Origin of the sequence: Muribaculum intestinale, assembly GCF_002201515.1 — a bacterium.
GTDB classification, from domain to species: Bacteria; Bacteroidota; Bacteroidia; order Bacteroidales; family Muribaculaceae; genus Muribaculum; species Muribaculum intestinale.
This window is the reverse complement of sequence record NZ_CP021421.1, coordinates 3,046,607-3,067,951: the sequence shown is the minus strand read 5'-3', so window position 1 is coordinate 3,067,951 and position 21,345 is coordinate 3,046,607. Positions and strand designations below refer to the sequence as shown.

18 protein-coding genes are annotated in these 21,345 nt (G+C 46.5%); 12 read left to right on the top strand and 6 right to left on the bottom strand.

Features of this window, described 5'->3' with window-relative positions:
* The first annotated feature begins 187 nt into the window (after nucleotides 1-187).
* The 6 genes from ADH68_RS12670 (at nucleotide 188) to ADH68_RS12645 (ending at nucleotide 7,764) form a co-directional block, all read left to right on the top strand.
* Nucleotides 188-796 (top strand): helix-turn-helix domain-containing protein, encoded by a 609-nt coding sequence (locus tag ADH68_RS12670; protein ID WP_068960513.1) that lies wholly within the window; start codon nucleotides 188-190, stop codon nucleotides 794-796.
* A gap of 43 nt (nucleotides 797-839) precedes the next feature.
* Nucleotides 840-1,481, top strand: a complete 642-nt coding sequence (locus ADH68_RS12665) for a carbohydrate-binding family 9-like protein (RefSeq protein WP_068960514.1) — start codon at nucleotides 840-842, stop codon at nucleotides 1,479-1,481.
* 120 nt (nucleotides 1,482-1,601) lie between these two features.
* Nucleotides 1,602-2,759: an efflux RND transporter periplasmic adaptor subunit gene (locus ADH68_RS12660; RefSeq protein ID WP_068960515.1), complete on the top strand. Its 1,158-nt coding sequence runs from the start codon at nucleotides 1,602-1,604 to the stop codon at nucleotides 2,757-2,759.
* Nucleotides 2,760-2,773: 14 nt separating this feature from the next.
* Nucleotides 2,774-5,899 (top strand): efflux RND transporter permease subunit, encoded by a 3,126-nt coding sequence (locus tag ADH68_RS12655; protein ID WP_068960516.1) that lies wholly within the window; start codon nucleotides 2,774-2,776, stop codon nucleotides 5,897-5,899.
* 4 nt (nucleotides 5,900-5,903) lie between these two features.
* Nucleotides 5,904-7,094, top strand: coding sequence for a TolC family protein (locus ADH68_RS12650; protein WP_068960517.1), 1,191 nt, complete (start codon nucleotides 5,904-5,906; stop codon nucleotides 7,092-7,094).
* Nucleotides 7,095-7,170: 76 nt separating this feature from the next.
* Nucleotides 7,171-7,764, top strand: coding sequence for a superoxide dismutase (locus ADH68_RS12645; RefSeq protein ID WP_068960518.1), 594 nt, complete (start codon nucleotides 7,171-7,173; stop codon nucleotides 7,762-7,764).
* A gap of 183 nt (nucleotides 7,765-7,947) precedes the next feature.
* On the opposite strand, the gene ADH68_RS12640 is transcribed toward ADH68_RS12645, so the two are convergent.
* From ADH68_RS12640 to ADH68_RS12615, 6 genes are all read right to left on the bottom strand, one after another.
* Nucleotides 7,948-8,889 (bottom strand): GDP-L-fucose synthase family protein, encoded by a 942-nt coding sequence (locus ADH68_RS12640; protein ID WP_068960519.1) that lies wholly within the window; start codon nucleotides 8,887-8,889, stop codon nucleotides 7,948-7,950.
* Nucleotides 8,890-8,925: 36 nt separating this feature from the next.
* Nucleotides 8,926-10,092 (bottom strand): adenylyltransferase/cytidyltransferase family protein, encoded by a 1,167-nt coding sequence (locus ADH68_RS12635; RefSeq protein ID WP_068960520.1) that lies wholly within the window; start codon nucleotides 10,090-10,092, stop codon nucleotides 8,926-8,928.
* Nucleotides 10,082-11,359: an L-fucose:H+ symporter permease gene (gene fucP / locus ADH68_RS12630; RefSeq protein ID WP_068960521.1), complete on the bottom strand. Its 1,278-nt coding sequence runs from the start codon at nucleotides 11,357-11,359 to the stop codon at nucleotides 10,082-10,084. Before fucP ends, ADH68_RS12635 begins: the two co-directional genes overlap by 11 nt.
* A gap of 2 nt (nucleotides 11,360-11,361) precedes the next feature.
* Nucleotides 11,362-11,934: a GTP cyclohydrolase I FolE gene (folE, locus tag ADH68_RS12625; RefSeq protein ID WP_088294833.1), complete on the bottom strand. Its 573-nt coding sequence runs from the start codon at nucleotides 11,932-11,934 to the stop codon at nucleotides 11,362-11,364.
* Nucleotides 11,935-11,967: 33 nt separating this feature from the next.
* The gene (locus ADH68_RS12620) at nucleotides 11,968-12,498 is read right to left on the bottom strand and encodes an SPOR domain-containing protein (protein ID WP_068960523.1); all 531 of its coding nucleotides are present in this window, start codon (nucleotides 12,496-12,498) and stop codon (nucleotides 11,968-11,970) included.
* A 156-nt stretch (nucleotides 12,499-12,654) separates the two neighbouring features.
* Nucleotides 12,655-13,971, bottom strand: coding sequence for a DEAD/DEAH box helicase (locus tag ADH68_RS12615; RefSeq protein ID WP_068962027.1), 1,317 nt, complete (start codon nucleotides 13,969-13,971; stop codon nucleotides 12,655-12,657).
* 427 nt (nucleotides 13,972-14,398) lie between these two features.
* Here ADH68_RS12615 and porT point away from each other — a divergent pair, with 427 nt between their 5' ends.
* The 6 genes from porT to porN are packed head-to-tail and all read left to right on the top strand — an operon-like array spanning nucleotide 14,399 to nucleotide 21,319.
* Nucleotides 14,399-15,130, top strand: coding sequence for a type IX secretion/gliding motility protein PorT/SprT (gene porT / locus ADH68_RS12610; RefSeq protein ID WP_084273986.1), 732 nt, complete (start codon nucleotides 14,399-14,401; stop codon nucleotides 15,128-15,130).
* A 5-nt stretch (nucleotides 15,131-15,135) separates the two neighbouring features.
* Nucleotides 15,136-16,125 carry a PorP/SprF family type IX secretion system membrane protein gene (locus tag ADH68_RS12605; RefSeq protein ID WP_084273987.1) on the top strand — a complete coding sequence of 330 codons (990 nt, stop codon included), beginning with the start codon at nucleotides 15,136-15,138 and terminating at the stop codon, nucleotides 16,123-16,125.
* Between the two features lie 10 nt (nucleotides 16,126-16,135).
* Entirely contained in the window at nucleotides 16,136-17,581 is a 1,446-nt protein-coding gene (gene porK / locus ADH68_RS12600) for a T9SS ring complex lipoprotein PorK/GldK (RefSeq protein ID WP_068960525.1), read from the top strand.
* A 59-nt stretch (nucleotides 17,582-17,640) separates the two neighbouring features.
* On the top strand, nucleotides 17,641-18,525 hold the full coding sequence (gene porL, locus ADH68_RS12595; protein WP_068960526.1) for a type IX secretion system motor protein PorL/GldL: 885 nt from the start codon (nucleotides 17,641-17,643) through the stop codon (nucleotides 18,523-18,525).
* Nucleotides 18,526-18,552: 27 nt separating this feature from the next.
* On the top strand, nucleotides 18,553-20,121 hold the full coding sequence (gene porM / locus ADH68_RS12590) for a type IX secretion system motor protein PorM/GldM (protein ID WP_068960527.1): 1,569 nt from the start codon (nucleotides 18,553-18,555) through the stop codon (nucleotides 20,119-20,121).
* A 31-nt stretch (nucleotides 20,122-20,152) separates the two neighbouring features.
* Nucleotides 20,153-21,319 (top strand): type IX secretion system ring subunit PorN/GldN, encoded by a 1,167-nt coding sequence (gene porN, locus ADH68_RS12585; RefSeq protein WP_084273988.1) that lies wholly within the window; start codon nucleotides 20,153-20,155, stop codon nucleotides 21,317-21,319.
* Nucleotides 21,320-21,345 lie beyond the last annotated feature (26 nt).

Sequence of the window (21,345 nt, the reverse complement as noted above, 5' to 3'; positions counted from 1 at the left end):
TCAGTAATATAATATACAACAAGTAAAGTGATACATTACGACAAAACCAACTAAAGCGTGCTTATTTGCAAATTGTTTACAATCCCAATTTGCAAACAGAAATACATTGTTGCAAAATACAAATTTGCATTTCCCAAAAATATATTTTACATTTGCATTCTCAAAATTGCAAAATCAAACACTCAAAATGGATATATCATCACGTCTCAAGGAATTTCTTGATTATACCGGTATGCAGAGCACTCAGTTTGCAGACTCATGTGGTATACCTCGACCATCTTTTTCCCAGTTACTTCGCGGCCGTAATAAAAAAGTCAGCGACGAAGTAATTACAAAGATTCATGAGTCATTTCCTCAACTTTCCATACTGTGGCTGATGTTTGGCGAGGGAAATATGGTGACATCTTCAAATATAGAAATCTCAGAGCCTGAAAATGCAGCCAACCCCCTACTCCATACCAATCAATACGCTGACAATAAGCCTAATAATCCAGAGACAGACAATCCTTGCAATCATCGAGAATTATCGCAATCTACAAATATACCTCCGCTCCCAGGTATAAATGTCCCGGATTCGGTACCGGACAACGCACCATTTGCCATATCCAGTTCCTCAGCAGTAAAAAACAACACATCCCAGAGCTGCAATACAGCGGCGTTGAACAATGTTCAACATGATTCAATGCCGATAATCGGCATCAATTCCAATGATGCCGGTCAGCGTCGCGTAGTAAGCATAATGGTGTTTTACAACGACAACAGCTTTGAGACCTTTGTGCCTGAAAAGACAAAATAATCTATCAGAAATATGTATCTTCGCAAAATCAATTATTAAAGCCATGATAATACCGTATATCAATAAAAAGAAAATTGCAGTAACAGAGATTTCAGACTTACTTGATCGGAATGAAATCGCTCCGCAGTATATAAGCACAGCCAACTGGCCCGCTGAGTTCCCCTACACTCCTGATGTCCGATTCCGCATAGCACATAATGGCTCAATGATTCTTTTGGAGTACACAGTTGCCGAAGACTACATTCGAGCAATGGCTAAGGAAGACAATGGCCCTGTATGGGAGGACTCATGCGTGGAAATGTTTATCACATTCGATAATCTCAACTATTACAATATCGAATGCAACTGTTGCGGTAAGGTATTGCTTGCCTGTGGTCCGGACCGGAACAATCGCACATATTCCACGCCGGAATGTGTAGGAGCCATATCACGAGCCACATCGATTACCGATACACAGTTTGACAGCTGTAAAGCTCCGGACAAATGGTGCGTACGGCTTGCCATTCCCGTCGTCATCTTTTTTGCCGACAACATAAAAAATCTACACGGAATGAAAGCAAGGGCAAATTTCTATAAATGCGGAGATAAATTGCCTGTGCCGCATTTCTTATCTTGGAAACCGATAAATGTTCCGGCACCCGACTTCCATCTTCCCCATTTTTTTGGAGAAGTTGTCTTTGAATAATTTCGGTTGATTTATCCGACATCAGGTCATATCACAAGCCTTGATTTACGCTGCATGGTGCTTTGCAACATAGTTGCACTATTTATTGCTTAAATTAGCGCCATGAAAACCAATCAAGCAATGATACCGACTAATATTCATTATTGCCGTAGTGTATTAACACTTGCGGCAACTTTTGTATTCTCCGGACTTATCTCATGTACAGGACATGACAATCATGCCGAGTCCGAAAGCGAGGAACACGAACATTCTTCAGAAGAAATCATATTATCGCCACATTCGGCACATCGATTTGGCGTCAAAGTCGAACAGGTTGCAGACTGCAAGCTGCCTCGCATAGTCCGGGCGTGGGGCGCGCTCGAAGCAGTACCCGGCACTGGGCGACAAATACTGTCATCCCGTTCGGCGGGCATAGTTCGGCTGTCGCCACGTGCAGTCGCCGGCGCATCGCTACGTCCCGGAGAACGCGTAGCTACCGTCAGCGGCAAAGGAATTGCAGGAGGTGACGCCAACGCCGTTGCATCTGAAGAATTGGCCGCCGCACAGAAAGAACTCGAGCGCATAGAGCCGCTACGCAATGAAGGCATAGTGAGTGAGCGAGATTATCAATCGGCACTGTCGACAGTAAAACGACTAAGCGCTGCATACAGCGGAAATGGTTCAGGAAGTGCAGTCACGGCTTCACAGAAAGCAACGATAATAAAAGTGAATGTAGCCGATGGTGAATGGGTGGAGGCCGGAACACCTGTAGTAGAAACATCGACTGACAGCCGACTTTTGCTTCGTGTTGACCTTCCATTGTCAATGCGCAATGTGGCCGGCATGATTGTTGATGCCAACTTCGCCACAGCAGATTCTCCCGATAATGTCAAATCCGTAAGTATGCTTGGAGGCTCAATTATCGAGGATACAAAAGGTACAGCTGCAACAAACGGTAATTATATGCCGATATACTTTTCCATCCCTAACGACGGGTCATTGTCACAGGGTGTATACACCGATATATGGGTTATTCTCGAAGATGACAATGACGTGACAGGATCTACAATTCCAGTAGAAGCTGTGGTGGAAAGTGAGGGCGAATATTTCGCCTATGTCAAAGTGGATGACCATGGATATGAAAAACGGCGTCTTTCACTTGGGGTGACCGACGGAAAAATTGTAGAAGTCAAGGCCGGACTTGTTCCGTCGGACAGTGTTGTCACCAACGGTGCCATGATTCTGAAGATGGCTGAGAACAGCGGCAAGATTCCGGAAGGGCATTCACATAATCATTAATATCCGGACAGAATATGCTTGACAGAATAATAAAAGGCTCACTTGACCGACGCAAACTGGTTCTTGTTGCGGCGGCGCTATTATTGATTGTCGGATGCGTGGCTATGCTTCGCGACACATTTGATGTCGATATTTTCCCAGACCTAAATGCTCCTACGGTGGCAATAATGACCGAGGCCGGCGGCCTTGCTCCTGAAGAAGTAGAGAAACTTGTCACCTACCCCATAGAGACAGCAATGGGCGGTGCTCCAGGAGTAAGACGTGTACGCTCTTCAAGTTCCGCAGGATTCTCAGTAGTATGGGTTGAGCATGAATGGGGCGTTGACCCATACAAGGCCCGCCAGGGAATATCCGAGCGTCTATCCGGAATAGGATCCACACTTGCTCCCGAGGCAGGGATTCCAGTGATGGGACCTCCCACTTCGGTACTTGGCGAAGTGCTTATAATAGGGCTTACCAACAAGACCGATTCTTTATCAACAGACTCCCTGTCAATGCTACAGCTTCGTACCATTGCCGACCGTACACTACGTCCGGCGCTACTTGCCATTGAAGGGGTGTCACAAGTATCGGTACTCGGTGGCCAGGAAGAGGAGATACAGATAAAACTCAATACACCTCAAATGGCCCACTACGGAATATCCCTTGAGGAAGTATTGGCGGCCTGCGATGGATTGAATACAAACTCTTCCGGAGGCAATCTTAGCGACTTTGGGAATGAATATCTTGTAAAAGGGAGTATATCCACAAGCCGTGCCGATGAACTTGGCCTGACAGTAGTAAAAATCATCGGCAATGACAATGCGAACACCGGTGCTCCGGTAACATTGAGCGATATTGCCGTAATCGAACGTGGTGGTGCCACTCCACGTATCGGAGCTGCAGGAGAGAGAGGTAAAGAAGCTATACTACTCACCGTAAGCAAACAGACCGGCGCATCGACAACCCGTCTCACAAAAGCAATAGAAGCAAAACTCGCACAACTTGTTCCTTCACTACCAAAGGACATTAATGTATCGACAGACATATTCCGACAGGCTGACTTTATCGACAGTTCTGTAAATAATCTGCAGCAATCGCTCTTCGAGGGTGCAATATTTGTAATCGTAGTGCTCTTCTTTTTCCTTATGGACATACGCACTACGCTGATATCGGTCATTGCTATCCCCATGTCGATTATAGTGACCATTTTTGTTCTACATGCCATGGGACTTACCATTAATACCATGACACTTGGAGGCATTGCAATTGCCATCGGATCCCTGGTGGACGATGCCATTGTCGACGTAGAAAATGTTTACAAACGTCTTCGGGCAAACCGCGCATTGCCGAAGGAGCAGCAGAAGAATGTAGTCAGCGTAGTCTATGAAGCATCCCGAGAGGTAAGAATGCCGATATTCAACTCCTCTCTTATCATCATGGCGAGTTTCCTGCCGCTCTTCTTCCTACATGGCATCGAAGGCCGTCTGCTCGGCTCGCTTGGAATAGCTTTTATCGTATCGCTGATAGCATCTACAATTGTAGCCCTCACCCTTACTCCGGTATTGTGCAGCTATCTTCTCGGAGATTCCGCGTCCGGCACAAAAGATAAAGAGCCGGCACCTGCGGCATGGCTCCGACGCGTGTATAATAATGCGCTCACCACAGGCATGCGGCATAAACGCGCCATACTTTGGTGGACCGGAATATTGTTTGTGGCCTCGATGTGCATTATGGCCACACTTGGACGCAGCTTCCTGCCGCCGTTCAATGAAGGCTCATTTACGATAAACATAAGTGCCATGCCGGGCATATCGCTTGAAGAGAGCGACCGTATCGGACGCATTGCTGAAAAAATAATAATGGAGGTGCCCGAGATAACAACGGTTGCAAGAAAAACAGGACGTGCCGAACTTGACGAACACTCTCTTGGAGTCAATGTAAGTGAAATCGAAGCACCTTACATACTTGACGGACGCACGCGCTCTGAAGTGGCCGACGAACTGCGTCATAAACTCGCAGATATCCCCGGAGTCAACATTGAAATCGGCCAGCCGGTATCTCATCGTATTGATGCCATGCTTTCGGGAACAGAGGCCCAGATTGCCATAAAAATTTTTGGACCGGATCTTCCTACTCTCCATCGCACCGCAACAGAGATATCCAATGCTATCGGCGACGTCAATGGGATTACGGACATTGCCGTTGAACAGCAGGTAGAACGTCCGCATCTTGAGATACGTCCCCGACGTCATGCAATGGCCTACTATGGCATAACCCCAGGACAGCTTGCCCGCTGGGTCAGCGTGAATATCGGAGGTACTGAAGTGGGAAAGATTTATGATGACGGTATCCCCCGCTCTATAAGGCTAATGAGCAGCGAACGATGGAGAGGCAGTATTGACGGAATATCTTCGTTGACAATAGACACTCAACGAGGAGTAGTGCCAATAACCTATGTCGCAGATGTCGTATCGACCTCCGGCCCAAATACTATTAATCGAGAGAATCTCAACCGTAGGATTGTAGTATCGGCCAATGTTGAGGAACGTGACCTTCGAGGAGCTGTCAATGAAGCACGTAACGTTATTGAAGAAAAGATTAAGATTCCCGAGGGATACAACGTTGTCTACAGCGGTCAATTTGAAAGTGAAGCCGCTGCCACCAGAACTCTTGTTTTAGCATCAATCGGAGCTCTTATAATCATTCTGATACTTCTGTATATGGAATTCCATGATATCAAGGAGTCTCTGATAATACTTGTCAACATGCCACTGGCAATGATTGGGGGTGTATTAATGCTGCGACTGACCTCAGGCGAATTGAACATTCCTGCAATAATTGGATTTATATCACTGCTTGGTATCACAACACGCAATGGCATGTTGCTAATATCCCGCTACAACTCATTGCACAATGATGGCCTCGCTCTGTCTGAACGAATATTAAAAGGCAGTTCCGACCGCCTGCTTCCGATTATAATGACAGCACTTACTTCGGCATTGGCGCTTGCTCCTCTTGCCTTGCGTGGAGGAGATCCCGGCAATGAACTGCAGTCGCCTATGGCCATTGTGATTCTCGGAGGATTACTTACATCGACTCTTCTGAATATCTTTGTAATACCGATACTTTATTATTACGTACAACACCGTAAGAAATAGACTCATGAAATCTATAAGAACAATCGCCCTCATAGTTGCATCCACAGTCGTGCTCCATGCAAGCGGAGAGAGTTTTGACTCCCTTGTCGACCGTATGATTGCTCTCAATCCGGGCCTACGCAGTGAAGCATATGCCTATGCCGCCCAAAGGGAAAGTCTGCGATCTGCAGCCATGCTCCCGGATCCGGAAATCGAAGGAGGATATATGTGGAGTAGCGGGGAGCCTGGAAACAAGACCGATATTACAGTAAGCCAATCGATGGAATGGCCGGGAGTATACAGCGCGATGCGACGTGAGGCCCGACTTCAGTCAAAGGCAACCAACCTGTCGGAACAAGCCACAATAATCAGCGCACGAGAAAACGCTCGGATTCTACTGGCAGAAGGTGTATACCTTAATAAATGCCATCAAGTAATGGTAAATCGCATGGAATGCATCGATTCTCTGCTTGATATCGCCACGAAAGGCGCTCTGCGCAATGAAATCACATTGCTTGATGTCGAGAAACTGAAACTTGAAAGGCTTGAAGTACTTGCAAGACAGACTGAGCTCAACACTCAAGCGACACAATGTATATCGGCAATCGGAGCATTTATCGGGTCGATTGAAAATGCAAAAGACATATATAATGCGATTGAAGACTACCCGGCCGAAATGCTTCATCCTCTTGCTATATACAGCGACAAACTTGATGAAACGCCCGAGGTGGAGCAGTCAAGAATACTTGCCGAGGCATCTCGGGCACGGAGTGAAGCTGAGCGCCGCCGGTCGCTTCCTTCCCTTACTGCGGGATATCATTTTGCCAGAGAGGAGGGTACCCCGTTTCATGGGTTTGTAGCGGGATTATCAATACCTGTGTTCTCCACCAGAGGCAAGTCGGAGGCCGCACGCCTTGAAAGCATGGCAGCAGAGGCTCGCGCCGAACAGCAGGCTATAGAGCAGCGATTATCGTTAGAGTCCATACATGCGTCAGCGATGCAGTTCAAGACGCAGTATGAATCATACCACAAAGTTTTGACAGATTCCCCGACTCCCCGACTATTGCTTCGGGCGCTGGAGGGTGGCCAGATAAGCATGATGGTGTACCTTATTGAATCAGCCTCGCATACCGACGCAATATTACGGATGCTGGAAATACAGTATCGTTACCAACAGGCAATGGCACAGTTGGCTCGTTATAATCCGGGAAATTAATCTCCGGCGAGAACCTTTTGGCTGTTTATGGCGTTATTTGGGAAGAAAATATCTATTAACCAAATAACGCCTTTTTATGGAAACAAACGTATATAGCCAGCCAAAACTCCCCTATGCGTCCGATGCTCTTGAGCCTGCCATCAGCGCTGAAACTATCAGCTACCACTGGGGAAAGCATGAAAAGACTTATATCGACAATCTTAATCGACTGATTCGTGATACAGAATGGGAGGACACACCTCTTGAAGAGATTATCAAGACTGCCAATGGCCCTCTGTTCAATAATGCGTCGCAGGCATGGAACCATATATTTTATTTCTTCTCATTCTCGCCTGATGGCGGAGGTGAACCGCAGGGGCCTCTTGCGGAAGCTATCAAACGTGATTTCGAATCATTCGATGAGTTCAAAAAACTTTTTGAAAAAGCCGGTGTCGATTTGTTCGGCTCGGGGTGGGTATGGTTGTCTCAGGATAAGGATGGACGTCTGTTCATAACACAAGGCCCTAATGCCGCCAACCCTCTTACCCAGGGTCTGACTCCTCTGCTCTGCTTTGATGTATGGGAGCACGCCTATTATCTCGACTATCAGAACCGTCGTGCCGATGCTCTACATAGATTATGGGACATCATCGACTGGGATGTAGTATCGTCGCGATATTCCGTAAAATAAAAGCCTGACAAAGACATAAATCGCACTTTTAGCATAATGTGATGAATGCCGGGGGTGGAACTCGTGAGAGTGACGCCCCTTTTTATTTTGGGAAATTGTCTGCCGGGATAGAGGTTATTATGAAAAGGGGGCATATCAAAAAAATGACAGCCCCCTCCTATATTGATGTATAGTACGTCTCAATCAACGCTCAGCACGCATAGGATTGGAGAGGAAATCCTCATAGGCAAGACGTATGCCTTCGGGGAGTTCTGTTGTATATGTCCAGCCAAGAGCCTTAGCCTTGCTTACATCAAGGAGTTTACGTGGAGTTCCATTAGGCATGTCGGTATTCCATAGTATACGGCCCTTATACCCTACCGTTTTTGCAACGAGCTCAGTGAGTTCCAGGATTGTCAGCTCTTTGCCGGTACCGGCGTTTACAGTCTCATTGCCGGAATAATTATTCATAAGGAAAACACACAGATTGGCAAGGTCGTCGACATAGAGAAATTCGCGAAGCGGTGTACCGTCACCCCAGCATGTCACCTCCTCAAGTCCGGCTTCCTTAGCTTCATGGAATCGGCGGATAAGCGCAGGTAGCACATGCGAATGCGTCGGATGATAATTATCATTCGGTCCATAAAGGTTAGTCGGCATAACCGATATATAGTCCGTGCCATACTGACGATTGAGAAACTCGCAGTACTTCAGTCCCGAGATTTTGGCAAGAGCGTATGCCTCGTTGGTTTTTTCAAGTTCGGAAGTCAACAGACACGATTCAGGCATAGGCTGTGGTGCCATGCGCGGGTATATACATGACGACCCCAAGAACTCCAATTTCTTGACACCGTTTTTCCAGGCTGCATTGATAACATTCATTTCAAGCATCATGTTGTCATACATAAAATCGGCAAGAGCCGACTGGTTGGCTTCTATTCCGCCAACTTTTGCTGCGGCAAGAAAGACATAATCCGGCTTCTCGGCTGCAAAGAAATCATTTACAGCCTGCTGATTGATGAGGTCGAGTTCCTTGTGAGTACGGGTTATAATATTAGTATACCCCTGTCGGCGAAGTTCGCGCACGATAGCTGAGCCTACCATGCCTCTGTGACCGGCAACGTAAATTTTCGAGTCTTTTTCCATAGTGCTAACTATTCTTTCCTATTTTAGCGATATTGGTTATTCTTTTCTTCTGATTTTTATTCGTATGATATTTTCATCCTCGGGTATCCGGTCTACTACAAGAGCAAGATGACCGCCACCTCCGGCTCCAAGCATCTTCCATGCCAGGGCATGATTACGCCAACGATTGATATATTCCTCCACTCCGGGCTGCATCATTGCGGGGAACATTGAAATCTGTGCTTCAAAAGAATCGCGGAATGCTGCGGCAAACTCATGAAGGTTGCAACGCATCACAGCGTCCCAGCAACGGTCGGCAGCTTCTGTAAGACGTCTCACCTTCGCCGGCGTGATATCCTTGCCTTCCACAACAGAACAGCCCGGACGCCGTGGAAACATCGGAATAAGCACAATATGATTCTCAAGCCATGACAGGACATTCTCATCGTGGCATGATTCAATTTTTGCCGGCCAGTAATGTCCATCATAATAATGACGGTTAAGACCGGACATACAAATGCCTATCGCATCCTGAGCCCCGGAAATATGTCCTTTGTTCTCCGGATCATTCTCGAAGCAGAACAGAAGTCGCGCGAGCATCTCTTCATTGTAATTCGGAAGCTCATAAGGCCAGATTTTCTTTGCAGCATTACGTGTCGATGTCGACATGCCGCCACGTTCCATAAATTCGACAGTCGGTTCTATCGAGATAGTAAGTGCCCATCCTGCCCCATATTCCGATACATATGGCTGGTCTATCCATGTACCGGCGATATCTACGCGGTATGGAAGGTGAGATTTTACACCTTTCCGCAAAGATGTTGTCGACCTGGCCTCCAATCCGGCATCCGGCACTCGTTCAAGTTCTACATATTCGATGCCTTTTTCCCGACAGAGATTTCGTTTGAGCTCAGAGCCGCCATCAGAGTTGACAACGAAAATATCAGGCTTTACTCGATCAAGCGTGTCAAGAAAATCAAGCATGCCACTACCTGAATTTATATATGCATCAGTAACATACCGGATTGACTTCACCATATACAGGCGCTCCTTTTCAGAGTACACTGTCTTGCGGTTTTTGAGGCCCTCGATTGTACTGTCGGAACCAATGCCTACATAAAGATCACCGTAGCGTGAGGCCTCTTTGAAGAAAGCCACATGACCGGAGTGAAGCATATCGTAGCACCCCGACACAAACACTTTCTTTTTATTGTCAGTCTGCATAAATAAGAGATTTCTTGCGTGAATATACTATAGCTGAAGCGTAACCAAGTATCACTACAAAACATAGAAGCGATACAGCAAAAGATGCGGAAATACCGGCAATATCCGATATCCATGCCTGAAGCGGCGTAAGCAAGGCTCCTCCAAGTATTGCCATTATAAGCCCGGAGGCTGCAATTTTGTTATCAGCCGGAGGCATACCCTCAAGAGCTATGCCATATATGGTCGGGAACATCAGCGACATTGTTGCCGAAATACCTACAAGAGCAATGACCGAAGGCATTCCGGAAAGAATTATTACCCCTCCCGTAAGAATTATAGCCATAACTGAGGCATACATCAGCAACATTACGGGCGCCACGTATTTCATAAGCCATGTGAACACAAACCGGAATAGTGTAAACGAGAGTATGGAGTAGAGAAAAAACATTGACGCATCTTTTTCAAGACAATCAAGTTCCGACATGACATAACGGATTGTGAACGACCATACACATGTCTGCACGCCTACATAAAAGAACTGAGCTACAACACCAAAGCGATATGGACGGTTGCTCCAAAGGCGGCGCAATGTATCTCCTACCGGCGCAGCCTCTGACTCGTCTTTAAATTTCGGCATTCTTACAAGAATGATTATAGCCAGCAATACAAGCAATGCACATCCGATGAGCATATACGTGCCTGATATGGCCGACAGTTCATGACTTTGAATCTCCATCAACTGAGCGGCCGACATGTCGCCCCGTTCTGCAGCATCGGCGGCGTTTAACTCCGACAATATGAAATGGCGGCTTACAAGTATACCGCATACAGCACCTACCGGATTGAACGTCTGTGCGATATTAAGACGTCGGGTAGCGTTGTCGCGACTGCCCATGGACAGTATGTAGGGATTGGCAGTAGTCTCAAGAACAGCACATCCGCATGCCATAACATAAATGGCAAAAAGAAATGCCGGATAACTCGCAGCGACACCTGCGGGATAAAAGAGCATAGTACCGCAGGCGTATAGGAGCAGGCCCAGTATAATTCCTGATTTAAAGGAGTATTTGCGGATAAACATAGCCGCCGGGAAAGCCACACAGGCATATGCCCCGAAGAAAGCGAACTGCACCATAGAGGTCTGCAAATCGCTCATCGACATAATACGCCGAAATGCTGCAAGCAGCGTGTCATTCATATTGTTGGCCAGGCCCCATGCGAGAAAAATAGTGGAGACAAGGAGGAAAGGTACGCCTATGCGTATTACGTCATTGGATTTTGCCATTTTCAATTTTGTATAAGGGAGAGGAATTCCTGTCGAAGTGTTGTATCTTCCGCAAACACGCCGTCGTAGTCAATAGTTGTAGTAGAGCTGTCCTGTTTTTCAACTCCACGCATTTTCATGCAGAGGTGTTCGGCACGACACACTACAATCACCCCTTTAGCTCCGAGGGTATTGCTGATCACCTTGGTGACTTCTGCCGTAAGACGTTCCTGCACTTGAAGGCGACGAGCATATACATTGACTACTCTTGCAAGTTTAGACAGCCCAATCATATTGCCGTCGGGGATATAGCCTACTGATATTTTTCCGAAGAACGGGAGTATATGATGTTCGCAGAAGGAGTAGAACTCTATGTCACGTACAATAATCATACGCGAGCCGGCATACTCAAATACAGCCTGCTTCATTACGGCAGAGGCATCCTGTCGGTATCCCTGAGTAGCATAATATAGTGCTTTCGCTGCCCTGAGCGGAGTTTTCCTAAGTCCTTCACGGTCGGGGTTCTCCCCTATCAGTTCTATAATAGCCCGGTAATGACGGGCCAGTTCTTCTATAACTATGTCCTGATTCTGCATAGCTTTTTGTGTCGTATTCATTTACAAAAGCGACTATTCTCCTACAACAATTCGGTCGCGCACCACACGTATCTCTCGGCTATAACCCGGAAATGCCTCCTTGATTTCAGCGGCGGCCTTCTCTGCCTCGTCATAAGTACGGAAATTTCCTATGCGTGTCCGCCAATACGGAGCTTTGTATTCAACATAAGAAGGGTATGCTTCAAAACGCGATACGACATTGCGCGCACGTGTGCGTGCTTCATTCTTAGCTGTACGCGGATTATTGTCAGCGAATATCTGTATTCTGTATCCTCCGGTCCGGCCATGAACTATCGCTGAAGATACCTCCTGCTCTTTTGACGCATCAACTCTCAGGCGATTTTTAAGTGCATCAGGCATCCGGATGATTACAACACCCTCAGCGGCGATATGCTCTTCAATCACCGGGCGCACCGGTTCAGTCTCGGTGACACTATCTGTAGTCTGCGCATGCATACCAATTGTCATTGCTATTGCAGCAATCGCCAAAGAGCATGCCGGCAGAATGCGTATATGTAGGAACGAGCTCTTGCTTTTCTTCATAATATTGCATTAACAACCGCAAAGTTAGTAAAAATAAATTACTTTGATGCAGATATTCCACATATTACTCAATTATAGGAATATCTGCATGCATATAAATGGAGACAGGCAACATCTCTTTTGAATTACAACCTGTTGGCAACCGACATATTCATATCAACTGATTATGGATACCCTCACCTTCTTGCCCTTAAGTTTCTGGGAAGACAGACGTCTTACCAACCCATCGGCATCATCTACAGGGACAGCTGCAATGGCGCTGTGGTCGCGCACAACAATACGCCCTACCATACTGGCATCTACACCACCTTGTTTTATTATATAGCCGGCTATATCTCCGCGAGAAATTTTCTCTTTCTTGCCTGCATTGAAATAAAGGGTCGCGGATGAGGCATGAATCGGGTTGTCGGAGTGTCCGGTAGGCGAATACGACCTGTCAAACACTATATAGTCGGGTATAGTGTCAGCTTCAGAAGATATCACATATATCGTACCGGTCGAGTCGACTCGTGCCGTACGGCCATTTCTATGTGTCCATACTTCCTGCGATAATGGCATGTGATAATGCACAATGCCACTTACTGAATCGATATCAAGTCCGCGGGCGCCAAGATCGGTACTGACAAGTATTGGTGTCGAGCCATTATTAAGCAAATCAACAGCCTTTTCCCTGTCATTCTGGTCAAGTGCTCCATGATATATGCCCACCGGAAGTCCGGCATCATGCAGATGTCGGTATACTCTGTCGGCGCTTTCCCGATGGTTCACAAACACTATTACGCGTCCGTCCGGCAGAGAATGCAACAGGTCAGTAAGGGTCTCAAGTTTGTCTCGCGACGGACTCTCTACATCAACTATCTGCATACGTGAGCGCGGTGCGTCGGCATTATTCAGATAGTTGATAATTTCCATCTTGTCTAATTTCATAAATCCCGGCAGTTCATCCAGGCGAGTAGCAGAGGTAAGAATTGTTCTGGCGCGATTGGGCATCGTGCGTATTACCTTCTTCATCTCGTCATGAAATCCAAGTTCAAGGGATTTGTCGTACTCGTCGAGCACCAATATCCTTGTTGTATATAAATCAATCTGCTTCCGCTCGATATGATCAAGCAACCGGCCGGGCGTAGCCACAATGATATCAGGCACCGGAGTCAGAGAATTCTTCTCGTCAAGCATAGAGTGTCCTCCATAAAGTGCTACGACCTTATATCCGACAGCCAGCTCGCGCACTACACGATATATCTGCATTACCAGTTCGCGCGATGGGGCAATCACGACGCCCTGCAACTTTGCCGCAGGCGGCTGCAGTGACAGCATCATGGCTGATGCAAAAGCGATTGTCTTGCCGCTTCCTGTCGGAGACAAAATCATTATATCCGATGCACTGGAAGCCATTGCTGCCTCTTGCATCGGATTTAGGGTATCTATACCCATGCGGGTACGGATATTCGCTATTATTTCTTGATATTTCATATTTTTCTGGTTACGGGACAAAATTACATAAATACTAACAATAATCCATTTAGAAATAGCCACAAAATTGGCGAGATGATTTGCATCGAGGTTAATCATTGACATTTAATGTTATACATTTATGTTAAGTAGAGGCCGATTGGGGTCGCCTCGACATCTCGCGCTTCCAAAATTTACATTAATTATTGTTAAACAAGGCCTCAGGTATTTGCACAAATCACAAAATCTCCCTACCTTTGCAAGTGTGTTTTTCATAGTATTAGATTAAGATAAAGGTTTAAACGGGAAGAGATGTCGTGAGACATCTCTTCTTTTTATACGCTTACACTATTGATAACGTTTGTTATGCGGTACAAAAAATATCCAAATGATCTATTTATTAAAATGCGTACAATAATGAGATAAATTATGTCGTTACTACCCATAGATGCAAACACGACGCAACATATCAGTTTTTATATGTATAGCGCTTATGATATTCTCCGGAAGCGCTACCCTCAACGCCCAGCGAAATGATAAGGTGCTCAACAGGCCATATACTGATCTACGGCATTGGCATATGGGGTTTTCTGTGGGTTTATTTGCTCCTACCCTTGGGTTTACCCACAATGGATATGTCACCGAGAATGGCGAGACCTGGTTTATGGAACAGCCATCTTACTCTCCGGGGTTCTGTGTAAACGGATTGTTTGATCTCAGGCTAAATGAATATTTCAGTTTGAGATTTACTCCCGGAATGTATTTTGGCAACCGTACGATAAAGATGCGCGACAATATATCGGGCACTATTGAGCAACAGGATATAAAGTCGACATATATTGTCATGCCTTTGGATTTGAAGTACAATGCGATACGTCTGCACAACGTCCGCCCATATATGTTGGCCGGAGTAATGCCGGTTTTTGATGTAGCCAAACGACGCAATCGTGATTTATTACAGTTAAAATCTTCCGATATATTGCTTTCAATCGGCTTTGGATGCGATTTATATCTGCCATATTTCAAATTTGCTCCGGAAATAAAATTCTGCATCGGACTTACCGACCTGCTACAACGAAATCGTCCTGACCTCGATGATGATCCGGATCGGCTCAAATTTACACAGTCACTATCTAAGGTTCGCCAGCAAATGGTGGTACTTACATTCTATTTTGAGTAAAGAAGATGATTCGTCCACTTATTTGCAATATCAAGCGGATTGTTGCTGCGGTATTATTGCTATCGGCAATATCAGTTGAATCTGCGGCCCAGGTCGATGCCGGCTTCACGCAATATATGGAGGTTCCCTCCTATTACAATCCGGCAGCCATCGGACTTACCGACTATCTTAGGATAAGAGGCGGCTCTCGACTGCAATGGATGGGAATACCCAAAGCCCCCAAAACTTTCCTCGCCAATGCCGACATGCCAATGAAACTATTCGGAAAAAGAATTGGAGTAGCCATCGTGATGCAACAAGAGAGCATGGGCCTGTACAATAATCTCACGCTTGGAGCCATGGGAGCATATAAACTCAAGATATTTAAGGGGGAACTATCCATCGGTGCCCGCATCGGTCTTTTTGACGAATCATTCCGTGGCTCGGAAGTCATCCTCCCGGATGACAATGATTATCACCAAAGTGCGGATGACGCCATACCCACTACTGATGTGCATGGCACTGCATTTGACATAAGTTTTGGCATTCATTATACCCATCGGCTATTCTGGGCAGGAATTTCCGCAACTCACATAAACCAGCCGACAGTAAAAATGTCGACAGACGGCACGGATGCAAAACAATACGAATTTCAAGCCGGATGTAACTTCTATTTCATGGGAGGTGGCAATATTCCGATTAAAAATACGTTATTTGAATTGCAGCCTTCCGTATTGGTAAAGACCGATTTTATATTTACTACAGCGGAGATTACTGCAAAACTGCAATATAACCGTTTCTTTTACGGGGGATTGGCCTATCGCTATAATGACGCAGTGGCATTATTGCTCGGAGCCTGCTTCAAAAACTTTTTTGTAGGCTACAGCTATGATTATCCCATAAGCGACATAGCCAAAGCAAGCTCTGGCAGTCATGAAATATGGCTTGGCTATAGCATGAAACTCGACCTCGGAGAGAAGAACAAGCATAGACATAAAAGCATACGAATAATGTAACGTCATAGTTATGGATAAAATACAGAATCATCTATTAACCGCCATAATAATAACCCCGATAGTCGCGTCATGTGCATTGGGCAGCCATAGCAGCATGGGGGGAGAAGTGACCGGAGTAAGCGGCACTTCGTGGACCGAGCCTACACCTTATGGTATGGTTCTTATTGACCGTGGTTCCATGAAAGTCGGTCCGGCTAAAGCCGACAGCGCATGGAATCTCCGTGCCGATGCCCGAGGAATCAGCGTCGACGGTTTCTGGATGGACGAGACTGAAGTCACCAATGGAAAATACAAACAGTTTGTACATTGGGTTCGTGACTCCATTATCCGCGAACGCCTCGCAGATCCTGCATATGGGGGGAATGAGGAATTCAAGATTGAAGAAGATCGCGAGGGCAATCCCGTAAAACCTTATCTAAACTGGAACAAGGCTATTCCATGGCGTAATCCATCGGAAGATGAGGCACGTGCGATAGAGAGTGTCTATCGCATCAATCCTATTACAGGAGTTAAGGAGCTCGACCCAGAGCAACTCAACTATCGTTACGAAATATATAATCACACTGAGGCGGCCAAACGCAAGAACCGCATGAACCCAGCACGACGCGATTATAATACCGATCGTCCGATAGACACTACATTGCCTGTAATATCAAAAGATACAGCATACGTAAATGATGAAGGCGATATAGTGCGTCAGACAATATCCCGTGCATTGTCAGGTGACTATGACTTTGTCAACACTTATATAGTCAATATATATCCTGACACCACAGCATGGATTAATGATTTTGAGAACGCCTACAACGAGCCCTATGTACGCCTTTATTTCTCCCATGGCGGCTACAATGACTATCCGGTAGTCGGCGTAAGTTGGGAACAAGCGAATGCATTCAGTCACTGGCGCACAGAATTCCTTAGACGTTCGCTTGGCAAAGACGGAATTTATGTGGAACCGTATCGTCTGCCGACAGAAGCGGAATGGGAATATGCCGCTCGTGCCGGGAACAATGAAAACATGTATCCCTGGGATGGCGAACTTCCGCTAACCGAGGACAAGGGATGTTTCTATGCCAACTTTAAGCCTGACGAAGGGAATTATTCTCGCGACGGGCATATTATAACCTCTCGTGTCGGAACATATTCACCAAATGACTTCGGTCTTTATGACATGGCCGGAAATGTAAGTGAATGGACCTCTACAGCATATACCGAAAGTGTGGGTAAACTCACATCCGATCTCAATCCCGAATACCGTTACGATGCTGCCATAGAGGATCCATACAAGATGAAACGAAAGATTGTACGAGGCGGTTCATGGAAAGATGTCGCCCACAATGTACGTTCTGACTTGAGAATGTGGGAGTATCAGAATGAGCAACGTTCGTATATCGGTTTCCGTAATGTCCGTACCCAGATAGGGTTTGCCAAAGGCCAGGGACAGAAACAAAAATAAGAGTTCCGTATCCTCGACTATTGAATCATACAGTAACAATAATATCATCTCCAAGCACAATGGGAAAGATAAAACGATATAAAAACAGCATAGAGCGTTTCCTATCTGGTGAAAAAGGACAACGCTTCTTCAACTTCGCATACTCAATCGGCGCAGCCATCGTAATCTGGGGCGCTCTGTTCAAGATTCTGCATCTTCCCGGCGGCAGCACTCTGTTGTCCATCGGCATGGGCACCGAGGTGCTTATGTTTATACTTACAGCCTTTGACCGTCCGCCGCGGGAATATCATTGGGAGGAGGTATTTCCGGTATTGAGCACAAAAAATCCGGATGACCGACCGGAGTTTCAGAACGGTGGCAGTATCGTAATCGGCACTAATGGCACTCCTGTCGCAGGAAGCATCGCTCCGAATGGCAACGCGCAATTTGCGAACCTTCCCTCAGGTGCTCCTACTGACGAATACATGACTCAGATTGCCGCTCTCTCACAACAGATGAACCAACTGCGCCAGACAACGGAATCTCTAAACAATGTAAGCGAAGTATTATTGCAATCATACAAAGCCATCACAGAGAATTCCGAAAACATCACTCGCAGTTCTACAGGATACGTAGAAGAGATGCAGGCTCTTAACCGAAATATCGCAGGACTGAACACTATTTATGAAATACAGTTGAAGAGCGTTAGTTCACAACTTGATTCAATTGATCGCGTCAACCGCGGCATCAAGGACATACGCGATATGTACGAGAAATCGTCGGCCATGAGCGAACGTTATTGCGAAGAAACTGAAAAAATGGCCCGCTATATGCAGCAACTCAATCAAGTATATGAAAAGATGCTGCATGCCATGACTATCAACATGTATAACCCCATGGGAGCACATCAGCCACAGGCAAATTCGTCTCAGGCAATGCCGGAGTCGATGCCCCCTATCCGTTAACGATATTAACCTTTCACGACACCCAACATGGGAAGCAATAATACACGTTCTCTTTCACCACGTCAGAAGATGATAAATCTGATGTACATTGTACTGACAGCAATGCTGGCTCTCAATGTGTCGTCAGATGTGCTTGACGGCTTCGGACAGGTTGAGGAGGGACTTGCACGAAGCAACGCTACTGTCGACCAACGCAACGAGGCCGTATTTCGTCGGCTTGAGGCATTTGCCGAGCAGAATCCGGGAAAGGGTGCGGCATGGCTTGACAAAGCCGCAGAAGTGCGCTCTACTACATCTCGTGTCTATGGTCTCATTGATACCCTGAAAATGGCTATCGCAATCGAAGCTGACGGCAATAACGCTAATCTTGCCAATATCCTTAATCAAGATAATCTTGACGCAGCATCAATTGTAATGCTATCACCCGGAAGTGCTAAAGGAAAGCATCTGCGCAGCACTATTGACTACTACAGAAATTACATCGGCTCGCTCATGAGCGACTCGCTTAAGCGCGACAACATAATGCGCTCGTTATCGACCGAACAAATTACTCGCCGTGGCACTGTAACACCACAGTTGTGGGAGGAAGCGATGTTTGAAAACAAACCGGTAATCGCTGCAATCACACTGCTTACCAAATTGCAGAGCGATATACGCTATGCAGAGGGCGAGGCATTGTCCACTCTATTGGCTAATGTTGATGCCGGTGACGTTCGAGTAAATGAGCTGAACGCTTTTGTAATACCCCAGTCGCGCAATGTAATGCGTGGAAGCCGATATTCAGCCAATATAGTGCTTGCAGCCGTCGACACTACCCAGCGCCCCACTATATATATCAATGGCAAACAACTTGATAATGACCGTGGACTATTCGAAACTCTCGCATCCTCGACCGGCAACTTTGATTACTCCGGCTATCTGGAAGTGCCACACGGCGATGGTACCGTGACACGTCATGATTTCAATTCAAGCTATACTGTGATTGAACCTACCGCTACGATATCGGCAACGATGATGAACGTCCTCTACGCAGGGATTGACAATCCGATGAGTATATCAGTACCGGGCATAGCTCCATCAGCGATATCAGCCAGCATGACAAACGGCACGTTATCACGCCACGGAGATTCGTGGGTTGCTCGCCCCGGTAAAGTCGGCACAGAGGCAGTCGTGACTGTTACCGCCAATATCGACGGTCGGCCGCAGACAGTTGCCACAACGTCCTTTCGTGTGCGCAAACTTCCCGATCCGGCCCCGTTTATCTCATATACTGATTCAAAAGGCCATCAGGAACGTTACAAAGGGAGCAAGCCATTCCCAAAAACTCTTCTGCTGCAAGCTCCCGGCATCGAGGCCGCTATCGATGATAACCTGCTTAATGTGAGTTACCGTGTTCTTAGTTTTGAGACCGTATTTTTCGATTCAATGGGCAACGCAATACCAGAAGTGTCACAAGGTTCCCAATTCTCGCAGCGCCAGAAAGACTCATTCCGCCGCTTGCAACGAGGGAAAAGATTCTACATCTCGCGTGTAAAAGCCATCGGCCCCGATGGCATCGAGCGCGATCTTGCCCCGATGGAAGTCATCGTAAATTAATACACTTTCCCGACTCAACAAATTACTTGATATGAAACCATCAAATCGTCATATTCATATTCTGCTCGGTTCTATGGCTGTAGCCCTTGTCGCATTTGACACAATGGCTCAACAGCCACAGAGCGCGCAACAACAGTCTACATCATCGGCTATCATAAGGCGAGCTCGAGAGGATGCACGTAACGACGCACGAAAAAACGCATCCGGAGTTACAGAGCGTATGCAGCAGTTCTATGAAGAACCGGCACGCAGTGATGCCGATGCACAATGGATGAAGATAGTATACCGCCAGGTCGACCTCGACAAAGTAAAGAATGCACCTCTTTATTATCCGGAGGAAATAATCGACGGTCAAGAAAACTTATTCCGCATTATAATGCGCCTGGTGGCCGACGGACAACTTGATGGATACGAATATCTCGACGGCCGGGAAATCTTCAACGACCAATATCGCATAAAAGTACGCGATATGCTTGATCGCTTCCACATAATATACACCGAAGCCAAAGGGTCTACCGAAAAAAATCCAAGATTTGCAATTGAGGAGAGCGATGTTCCTACCAACGAGGTACTTTCCTACTACCTTCTTGAGCGCTGGGAACTTGACAAACGCACAAATCGCATGCGCACAACTGTGGATGCAATATGTCCGGTTCTCCATCGAGCAGGCGACTTTGGCGGTGAAGCTGTGAAATATCCTATGTTCTGGCTAAAGATGGATAAACTTCGCCCATATCTGGCTCAGCAGTCGATATTTATTGATGATGACAATAATCTCGCATCATATACTTACGATGATTTCTTCACGTTAGGGCTATATGAAGGGGATATCTACAAGACTCGAAATCTGCGAAATCTATCAATGATGCAGATGTATCCCGACCCTGACGATTTACGCCATGCCCAGGATAGCATCCAAAACTATCTGACAAACTATGAGAAGAAGATGTGGGTACCTTCCAGGGAAGAACTCGCCATTATGGCTGAAGAACGTGAGCGTATTGCTGCAGGCGATACTATAGCATCGCGCGATGAGGCTGTATCATCAGTTCCGAAATCATCATCACGACGAGCGGTAACCTCTCGACGCGGACAGAAATCATCGTCCGCTCCCAAATCGAAAACGACCAAAGTCAAGACATCAAAACCAAAAGTGGCAAAGTCTTCGGCAAAGCGCTCTGTGCGTCGTCGCAAATGACAATTCACAATATGGGGCGATAATCT